This window comes from Neptunicoccus cionae (assembly GCF_002860325.1).
In the GTDB taxonomy this organism is placed as follows: domain Bacteria; phylum Pseudomonadota; class Alphaproteobacteria; order Rhodobacterales; family Rhodobacteraceae; genus Amylibacter; species Amylibacter lutimaris.
The window spans coordinates 292,504-302,495 of sequence record NZ_PKOJ01000006.1 but is presented as its reverse complement, the minus strand read 5'-3'; the positions used below and the strand labels follow the sequence as shown (position 1 = coordinate 302,495).

The window sequence follows — 9,992 nt, the reverse complement described above, 5'->3', positions numbered from 1 at the left end:
AGAGAGTAGCTTAATTTACGCCAGATCCTGTCCGACAAATGGGGAGCAGCTCAGACTTAAGTCTTGCATCGAAATCCGAAGCTTTTGTCGTATCCTCGAACAGTTTGTTCCACCGCAATGAAACATCGTGCTTGGTAATGCCTTTGGTGCGATTTTCTCGTCCGTTGTTTTTTAACCCTTTTTTATCCTTCTGGTAACGGAAGTGTCTTTCTAGGAGACAAGTGCCGGTGCATTTCAAAACAGTGCGAGGGTCCGGTTTTTTGCCTCCTTTACTGATCAGCTCCGGTGGTTCGTCAATCATGAGCCATTTGCCAAATGCGACTAGCTCTGCTGCCGGGTGCAGTATGCCGTTTTCTGATACAGCTGATGCTATATCAGCGGGTGTCCCTTTTGGATAACCTAACTGTCGTGAACCGACCAAAGTGTTCAACTTAAGTATGAAGCTTTCGTCTGAGGTGGCGCCGTCCGGAGAGCCGAGTTCGTAGAGCGATGAGTTTGTAGCAAGCCGTTCAGCTTTAACTGTCCGGACAACTGTCGTTGCTGTGAGACCGGTTTTCGCAGCCATGAACTGTGCTTTCTTGTTCTCTTTTATTCTCGCACGTCGTATCGGATGCGTAAAAAGTTCTCAAGTCAGCAACCGGATGGCTTGGGATGCACGAGATGTCATTTATGATACAATGACCAGCCGGAAGTACATTTACTCTAGGAATAGAGTCCTGAATACTAAGAGTGTTATGCTCGTCGCGTCAGGCGTGTTTCAAGCTTGCTGGAGACTCGTTAGCTTTCCGGTGCTGTCCCACATCATTTTGCTGCGCGGTCGCCGCCCTGAGTCATCCTGGCGCGTCTGGTGCTGTGTTGCGTCGAGCTTCCGCATACATTCCGGTTCAAGTTGCTCTGGTCGCGTCGAAGAAGCAATGGTTGTATCATCCGGAAATGGCATTACCGACATCGCGGCCGGAAGCCTTTCGACGTTTCTTTGCGAAAGGAAGGGAACGGACTTCTTCTTCTATAAAGCTTAATTTTTATTTAACATTATTTACATAATGTAGAAGCGTGGATCGGGAACATATCAGGAAATCTGCTTCCGGTTTGTGTTTGATGCTTCGTCTCCAGCTTGCGCTCTTGACAGGAGGTGTATTTTTGTCACATTTGTGTAGGGCTACACAAATGTGACAAAGGCGAAACAAGCATGATCTGTTATATCTTCCTTAGTTATGGCGCGAAGCCTAAAGCATCTGTGTTGGACCATCCTGCGGCTTCGAACCAGTTGACGCGTCTTCGGTGTTTTGCACAAAAGCGTCCGGACACGAGAGTGGAATACGTTTCAGACTACTCCCGTAGCGTACGAAACTTGGACTCTCTGCCAAAGTTGCGACAAGTGCTTTATTGGTTTCATGGTCAAAGTATGGGGCTTATTATCCTCGACGATCTTGCGCGTATATTCCGGAAGGCACCTCTATCCTGCCGGGATGTACTTTTGGAAGAGCTGAAAATATTCGGGGACTACATCCTTTCGCTGCGGCACGGCAAAAAGTTAAGCGATTTCACAGACCGCGATATCAAATTGCTACTGCTGCACCCTGAGAAGTCGAAATCCGGCTCAGCAGGACGAGTGCGCTGGAATACCGGGAAAGCCCGCAAGGCCTCGGCGATTTCGCGTACTGCTCGTTCCAGGGAAGTGAAAAACGAGATCCGCGGACTGCAGCAAAAGTTGCAGCGGGAGAGGGGACCTTTAACCCTGCAGGCGATTGCCGATGAAGCCAACTGTCTCGGTTTGCGAACGTCGCGCGGTAAAGAATGGACAAGACAGACAATCGGGCGGGCGTTGGAGTAGCCCGTGTTGAGGCAACGGGAAGTCTCGGCAATAGTGAATAACTAGGTTAGGCCGTCAGTCGCTTTACCGCGTCTAATTCGAGCGATTTGGTAGCTTGGGTGCAAACGGTCGAATGATCCGTGACCCAGTTGTTTTATCCGGGGCGACCGGATGTAGTTCCGTTTCTGCGTCACTTTCGTTTTACTCTTGCCGTCGGAACATTCTTGGTGGGGCCCTTTAGCAGCTCGAGCCGAGCATATTGGGTAAACTTGATTCTTACCCGGTTTTCCGGAAGTTCCCTTACATGAATATGATGGGGCACTAGGAGCTAGACACGAACTAGTAATCTCCAGAAGTGCGGGAGCATTATGTGCAGCTGGTGTTGGATGTCGCACCCTCGGTCGGGCCTTCTGTTCTATAAATGAAATCCGCGTCCTAGTAAGAGAAACGGCATTGCCAAACCGGTGGACGCTACCCGCGACAAAGACGGACGGGCAGGTATCGCCTCCAATACTGTGCACGTAAAATTTTGGATGATTTATGTACAACCTATGCGGATTGCCTTTGCAATTCGGCTTGTCTTAGGGCACATGATCAATTGCACATTTTTTAAACAAAATGCTTAGGTGAAGTGAGTGAATAGCGACATTAGTGTAATTGCCAAACCCAGAGCAGTACAGGCTACGGGAGGCTGGCAGGCGTCTCAGGATTTTCTGCAACATATGCATCAGACACCAACTGCCCCGGCCCTGCGGGTTGAGGGGAAGCGTTTCAGTTATGAGGATTTGGGACAACTGTCACAGGGGCTCGCCCGTGCGGTGCAAGTCGCTTTAGCAACACGGCACAAACCTACCACTGCCTGTGCGATATACGCAGACCGCAGCGTCGAGAGTTACGCAGGTGTGCTGGCCGCGCTGCAATTGGGCCTGTCATACGTGCCGCTCAATCCGAAATTTCCAGTCGAACGCAATCGTATGCTGCTGGAACGTTCCAAAGCTGGCTCTGTAATCTGTTCCCCATCACAACAGGCGCGCATGGAAGAGTTGACCCACGGGACTGATGTTCAGGTTGTCGCAGTGCCACAAGAGGGGCCGCTGTTAAGGGCGGATCTCTACAACCCTATAGCCTATATTCTTTTCACCTCGGGCAGCACCGGTATGCCTAAGGGGGTAGAGATTAGTCATGCCAATCTTGATGCATATCTGTCCGCGGCTCTAGCAGTCACGAATTACGGACCAGCCGACCGATTTTCACAGAACTTTGACCTGACATTCGATTTGTCGGTGCATGACTTGTTCCTTTGCTGGCGCGCCGGTGGTGAGCTAATCGTACCTTCGGCCAAGGATCTGGAGTACCCTGCAGAATACGTGCAGCGTGAGGGCGTGACTTGCTGGTTCTCAGTGCCTTCGCTGGCACAGAAAATGAATTTGCAGCATGGTCTGGCCCCGGGAACGCTGAGTAGCATACGGCATTCGCTTTTCTGTGGTGAAGCGTTACCACTGGATCTAGCTGTTAAATGGCAGGCCGCTACAGGCAGCGTGGTAGAAAACTGGTACGGGCCGACCGAAGCCACCATCGCATGTATGCGATATCGCCTGCCTGTGCAGGCAGGGCAGATGAAGACGCACTTGGGTCTGACACCGATCGGTGATTGCCTGCCGGGTATGCGAGCCTTGGTGCTGGACGCGGCCATGCAGGAGGTAGGACTTGGCGACACGGGCGAGTTGTACATGGCCGGTCCTCAACTGGCTCAAGGTTATCTGGATGATCCAGAAAAAACCGCAGCCGCATTTATGGACCTGCCACAGCACGGTGGGCGATTCTACCGAACTGGCGATAGGGTAAAACGCGTTCGGGCGGATGAACTGCATTTTATCGATCGTGCGGATAATCAGATTAAGATCCGTGGATACCGCGTCGAGATTGGCGAAATCGAAGCCCGCATTCGCGAGTTGACTGGCGGTTGTTCCGTCGTGGTGACGCCGCTGCCGCTAAAGTCCCCGGTTCCGACAGCTCTGATTGCCTCGATAGAGGGTTGGGATGGCGACAGTGCTGCGCTTCTGGACCGGCTTGGAGAGGCGCTGCCTTCCTATATGATTCCTTCTGCACTACGCTTGGAGGCGAGCTTCCCCAAAAACGCCAGCGGCAAGGTGGATCGCGGTGCCATCGGAGCAGCTATAGTGGCCGAAACGGATACTGGTGCCGCGCCGTCAACAGAGGATGGGCTCGGTGTCACGACTAAAAATATGCGCCGCCAATTGATTTCTTTGGTTCGACAGATAAACCCGGCGCTAAGCAGAGACGCAATTCTCGATGCACCGGACCTTATGGCGGCTGGGCTCGATTCCTTGGCTTTTGCGGAATTTTCGGTACGGCTTGAGAAGCACTTTGGTCTGGAGTTGGATCAGAACCTCGTCGCAGATATGGCCGAAATGCGCATTGGCAAGCTGACTAAACTGGTCAAACATCTGCTTGAACCGAACACTGAAGCCTCCGCCGTGGCTGGGGCGGGAATGGCATCCCGCGGTCGTAACAAGGGAAAAGCTGTTGGAAAGGGAAAGGCAACTGGTAAGCGCCGTAAGAAAACTGGAAACAAGACGGTGCACTATAAATCCCGACGTACCATCGAATGTGTGAACCAGTTTCCTGACTGGGCGGCGGCGGCTGAACACCCGTTGGCACTGTTCTTTGGGTCTTCCGGAGTAGCCGCGGCCATAGATGCCAAGGTTGTCGAGGCACGTGCTTCAGCTTTGGGAACACCGGTCTGCGCGGCCAATCTCGGGATGGCCAAACTTAGTAACGCAGGAACGGTCGAACTGATTGAATACGTAGGTGATGTGATCCGTGAACTGGGCAAGCCTGTTGCCTTTGGCGTCTATGAATTGGAGCTGATGCAGCTTAGCCCTTTGCCGACAGGACGAGAGATCGAAGTCGTCAAAGCATATCTGGAGGGGGATTATGTTCTGGAAGAACTGGACAATATCGATCCTTGGAACCGTTGGGAGACCGAGGCCGGCGGAACTATCCTGCAGCGAGAAGGCAAAAGAAACGCTGCCGATCAGGCGCCAGCTTCAAGTGCGCAGTGGAGTAAAAAACGCGAAGCCGAGGTCGCTAATGCGCATATAGGCCAGCTTGAATTTATAGAAATACAACGGAATATCTGGCTACAGGGAGCCGCGATCGCCGAAAGCTTCTGTCCGCGTCTGCTGGGGTTTGTACATCCGGTAGAAGAGTCCGTCATACGTGCGGCGCAGGATCGAGGCGCGGCAGGGCCCCACCTCGATAATCTGTTTGACGAGGTAGACGTTGCTTTGCGTCACCCGCTCGTCCGGCCTTCAGAGTTGGAACTGAAACCCGAAGATTTCCGTGATTTCCATCACGTCAACCGTTTCAGTGGTAGAGAGAAAATGTCAAAACAGCTTACCAATGCCGCATTAGCAGTTGGAAGGTACGAACCTGCGGCGGGTTAAATATGCTCCGAACCCGCAGATAGCTTATAGCGCTTTACGGTAGCCCAATTGGGCGGCCTTCGGGAAGTTAACTTTCTCGGCTATCTGGCGGACTTCAGCATGAGCATCGGACATCCAGGAAGAAGCTGGTCGGATCTCGATTTTGGTAGCTTGCTTTTGCAACACTTCTTCGTTTGCGGGCGGGAACAGATGGGTGCGATCCCATGAGATTTCCGCACTTTGGAGCCCGGTAAAGAAGCTTGTGCCCTGCGTCAACCCGGCCCAATCCTGGATTTGCTCGAGCACTGACTTAGGGGAGCCTGCAAAATCCTCGTATTTCAGCTGCAGAAAAGCGTTATCCGGCAATTGCTCCAGCTCTTGCATTCGTTTTACCCGTTTGTTCCAATTGCGCGCGCGCTGTCGCAAAATCTCCGGTTTTTTAACGAGTTTGCTCCAGCTTACAACGACGGCGCGTGGATCGCGCACCAAATTAAGAATATATAAATCGATCTCCTCAGTGAGTTGCAATGCTAAGGCAAGGTTGGGGATCTTCGAAGAATCAATTAGTACGCGATTTTGAGCCTCTGCACTGGCAAAACGGTAGAGACTGACCAGCAGTTCCAGAAAGCGGGTATGTGCGGCGCGAATATCACTGCGTGCGGCGGCATCACTCCAGTCCTTAACCTCGTTAGAGGCTTTCTGGAAGGCGGCAAATCCGTCACGCAATTCTTCCATGGCGCTCGTTCCATGGTGCTGCACCATGCAGTCAGCTACTTTCCCCCAGTAACCACATAGCGGCAGTGTTTGACCGCAGGAACACTGCCAGTTCTTGTTCATGGACGCTGCCAGATGGCGGATCTGGCCGACATTCTGACAATCCTCGTTTTGTGACAAAAGCTGAGATAAAAAGGTGCTACCGGAGCGCCCGGCTCCGGCGATAAAAACGACTTTAGTAGTCACGCAGACAACCCCTTAAGGAAAAAGAAAGGACTAAGGCCCAGATTCTGCCAGACATTGCCGGAATGAGGACCTGTTGTCTATTGCTGCTTTATTTCCGTTCACACAGACACCACAGTTTACCCATCGGACCTAGCCTTACGGCGAGACTTCAGCGTTGCTGACCCAAACCGGGATTAGGCGGGCGAAATCAGCTATATTCGTACGCATAAGGATGGCTCCAACCGTCCGTCGTTCTTGATTTGCATTACCGGCGTACGATTGGGTGGACTACAAGCAACTGGTTGTAACCTGACCTTGCGATCCGCATCCTGCATATGCTCATCGTGTTGCGCATACCGACAAAGGACGGTACCCACCTCACACATCGTATTTCGCCAGCGTAAAGGACGCCCAATGTGCCGGTGGACACATTCTGTAGCGCTGTCCAAAAAAAATTGGGTCATGATTTCACCCGTTACATCGTTGCGAATATGGATTTAAGTGTCTGATTTCATTATAGTGATCGGGAGTTCGAGCCTCTCACGACCCACCATTTACTCAAGCACTACCAGCAAAAGCCCCTGCATCGCGGGGGCTTTGTGCGTTTGGGGGCGCCAGTTTTCTGCGCAAGTCGTTTGGATGTCTTGCGCATCGGCGTTGCTTGTAAGAGTGGCAGCAGTAACAACTTTGGCGGGTTTGGGTTTGTAGGACTTGCACAAACTTCATCCTTTGAGATAGTGGCGCTATAGGTTCGACGGAATCTATGTGAATTTCGTCATGCGATCCGGTCGCCTCACCGGAATAATCGGCCGGAGGGTATTATGAGCGACGCTAAACTGCGTAAGGCAGTCATTCAGGATCATGCCGCTTTTCTGGATGGAGAGCACGACTTTCAGGATGACATCCTGAAACTTGCCGGTAGTGATCTCGTCGGTACCATTCTGGAGACGGTGATGCTGGCGACCAGCATGCGTTTCGCGGCAGTTGCCCGTGTGACCAACGAACGCTGGGTTGCCTGCCGTACAGTGGATGAAGTGAATTTCGGACTGGCCGCCGGCGACGAAATCGACATCCAGTCCACATTCTGCCAGACGGTGCGGGACACATCGGAAATGGTTTTGTTCAACGATGTGTCCACGGACGAGGTTTATCTGAACCACCCGATCGCTGCTAAGTTCGGGATTGTCAGCTACGCCTCAATACCCATCTATCGTAGTGATGGCAGCTTTTTTGGCACGCTTTGTGCCATTGATACGGTGCCCCGCAATGTCAAACATCCGCGGGCGGTTGCCATGCTGGAAATGTTTGCCGATGCGATTGGCAAAAGTCTTGAAACGGAGGAACGACTGGAGGCTCAAGAGCAACTGGTCGCGCAGGAACGGGAGATGGCCCGCATTCAGGACGAGTTTGTCGCAGTGCTCGGGCATGATTTGCGCAATCCGGTCGCTGCCCTGCATTCGGGGCTCCGGCTCATGGGCAAGCAGTCCTTGCCCGAAGGGGCCCAAAGGCTGGTTCCGCCAATGCTGGCCTCTCTGCAACGTATGGGCGATCTGATCGACAATATTATGATGCACGCCAAAGCCCGCCTTGGCGGCGGTATCCGCATTGAGGTCTCTCCCGATGCACCTCTGGCGGAGTCTCTCAACCAGATCGTTGAAGAGGTCCGCGCTGCGAGCGAGCGGGAAATCCTGCTGGATCTGTCATTTGACCAGCCCGTCTGCTGCGATGCACCCCGTGTCTCACAGGCGATTGCAAATCTGTTGTCCAATGCGGTGCGTCATAGCACGCCCGGCGTTCCGGTTCGCCTGAGCGGGAAACATAATGCAACAGGGGTCGAGATCAGCGTGGCAAATCAGGGGGAAGAAGTTCCTGAAGACATGCGGCAGGATTTGTTCCATCCGTTCCGGCGTGGCACCCACGCCCGGGGCGAGGGGCTTGGACTTGGCCTTTATATCGCGGATTCCATTGCCAAAGCCCATGGTGGGCAGATCGATGTGACTTGCGAAGATGGGACTACGACCTTCACCTTCAGGATGCCATAACTGACTGCAAGGCTTTGAACGGATCAGGCTTGCGGGGGCTTTTACCGGGCATGTAATGCCCGGCTGACACCGGATTAACAGAACTTCAATCTGCAGCGGCCTGAATGCGGCGGTTGATGTAATGTGCGAACTCGTAGTTCGGCCGTTCCAGATGGGACAGATGCCCTGGGGTGGCCCCTTCGGAAGACAAACCCTTGTATACCTTTTCCGTGCAGCCCTTATCCTCGACATTCACATCATCAAGCAGGGTTTTCAACGCGACGAAATTCTCCTGCGCGTCCGGATCATCGGCATAATCATCTGACATGCCACCGCCAAAGCTGATGCGGACGTGATCGACCCCGTCGGGATGCAGGGAAAGATACCAGAAATAGCCGGGCGTCAGGGTAATCAGAAGGCTCGGGTAAATCGCCAGCAGAAAAGTCGTCCGCCGCCGCTCCCCGCTCATTCGTGTGTTCGAAGGATGGGCCATGGCAATTCGCAGGGAGTCATCTTTCAGGATGGTGTGGTAATTGAACGTGTCCTCACCGGCGGGGCAGACCATTTCGTCCAGCTTGGACAGGCCGCCGATGGTACCGGCGTGACAGACCGGCAGATGGTAGCTTTCCATGAAATTTTCAGCGAGAACCTTCCAGTTGGTGTTCCAGCGGTGGGTTTCAAAGAATGTCTGGGTGTAATCGGTCATGTTGTAGTCCCCGATCAGGTCTTCGACCGAGGCCAGTTGTACGGCCACATCCGGTACTTCGCTGTTCAGGGTGACAAAAATCCAGCCGAGCCATTCCTGACACCGCACCTCCGGGAGTTGATAATCCGATTTGCAAAAACCGTCATTCAAGGTCATCGCAGGGGCGCCGCGCAGGGATCCGTCAAGGTTATAGGTCCATGCGTGGTAGGGGCAGACGATACTGCGGGTGTTGCCACTGCCCTCTAACAGGGTGGACATGCGGTGGCGGCAAACGTTGGACATGGCCTTCAATGCACCCTCTCGGTCGCGCAGAACGATGATGGGTTGTCCGGCGAGTTCGAGAGTCGTGTAATCGCCGGGGTTTGATAGGGCATCGGCCCGCCCGACGCAAAACCAGTCTTTGGCGAAGATGGCAGAGAGTTCCTGTTCCAGAAACGCTTCGGAAGTATAAACGGACGGTGGCATGGCGCGGGCGCGCTCAAAAGCTTCGGAGACGTTTTCCTTCAACTCGCGGGCAGCATCTTTCACAGGAATCTTCCTTGGATTGGGGTATGGTCCAAGGATGGTGCAGTTTACGGCGCTTTTGAAGCTGTCTTTTCCAAAGAACGGCTTAGCAAGAGACTATTCAAAAGTTAACCTGTCTACCGGCCACGCTATTCCGCCGGTTGGGAGTGACCCTGCCGCATGTCACGTAGCACAGCTACAAGAAAGACCACCATCGACAGAAGTGTCAGGATAGAGCCGATCTTGGCCAGTCCGTCGCCTTGACCCTGTTGGGCCATGACAATACCCGGAACAATGCCGATCAAACCTGTTGCGGCAAGGCCGAGGTGGATGCGGGGCAACATACCTTCCGCCGCGCTGGGAACGAGGTGATAGTAAAACGCGAAAATCGCCATAGTCACCCAGCCGAGCAGATTGAGATGGGCGTGCGCAGGGGCAAGCGAATGATCCGCAGTGGCGGCCATGACAATACCCCAGATCATACCGCAAACGGCGGAAAGAATTGCAAGAACAAGAAAGCCGAGGGACACACCGCGCATGGTAATTCTCCTTAAATTGGT

At 53.3% G+C, this 9,992-nt stretch carries 7 protein-coding genes; 3 read left to right on the top strand and 4 right to left on the bottom strand.

Annotated elements, in window-relative coordinates:
- Positions 1–10: 10 nt before the first annotated feature.
- Positions 11–565: a hypothetical protein gene (locus C0U40_RS15230; protein ID WP_101656651.1), complete on the bottom strand. Its 555-nt coding sequence runs from the start codon at positions 563–565 to the stop codon at positions 11–13.
- Positions 566–1,405: 840 nt separating this feature from the next.
- Here C0U40_RS15230 and C0U40_RS15225 point away from each other — a divergent pair.
- Both C0U40_RS15225 and C0U40_RS15220 read left to right on the top strand, forming a co-directional pair.
- Positions 1,406–1,834: a hypothetical protein gene (locus C0U40_RS15225; RefSeq protein WP_145991948.1), complete on the top strand. Its 429-nt coding sequence runs from the start codon at positions 1,406–1,408 to the stop codon at positions 1,832–1,834.
- A 614-nt stretch (positions 1,835–2,448) separates the two neighbouring features.
- The gene (locus tag C0U40_RS15220; protein ID WP_101656649.1) at positions 2,449–5,283 is read left to right on the top strand and encodes a non-ribosomal peptide synthetase; all 2,835 of its coding nucleotides are present in this window, start codon (positions 2,449–2,451) and stop codon (positions 5,281–5,283) included.
- 24 nt (positions 5,284–5,307) lie between these two features.
- On the opposite strand, the gene C0U40_RS15215 is transcribed toward C0U40_RS15220, so the two are convergent.
- Entirely contained in the window at positions 5,308–6,222 is a 915-nt protein-coding gene (locus C0U40_RS15215) for a sulfotransferase family protein (protein WP_101656648.1), read from the bottom strand.
- A gap of 800 nt (positions 6,223–7,022) precedes the next feature.
- Between C0U40_RS15215 and C0U40_RS15210 the strand changes: the two genes are divergently transcribed.
- Complete coding sequence (locus C0U40_RS15210; protein WP_101656647.1) at positions 7,023–8,243, top strand: GAF domain-containing sensor histidine kinase; 1,221 nt, start codon at positions 7,023–7,025, stop codon at positions 8,241–8,243.
- 85 nt (positions 8,244–8,328) lie between these two features.
- On the opposite strand, the gene C0U40_RS15205 is transcribed toward C0U40_RS15210, so the two are convergent.
- Positions 8,329–9,462 (bottom strand): aromatic ring-hydroxylating oxygenase subunit alpha, encoded by a 1,134-nt coding sequence (locus tag C0U40_RS15205; RefSeq protein ID WP_286135024.1) that lies wholly within the window; start codon positions 9,460–9,462, stop codon positions 8,329–8,331.
- 119 nt (positions 9,463–9,581) lie between these two features.
- Complete coding sequence (locus C0U40_RS15200; protein WP_101656646.1) at positions 9,582–9,971, bottom strand: hypothetical protein; 390 nt, start codon at positions 9,969–9,971, stop codon at positions 9,582–9,584.
- Positions 9,972–9,992: the final 21 nt, after the last annotated feature.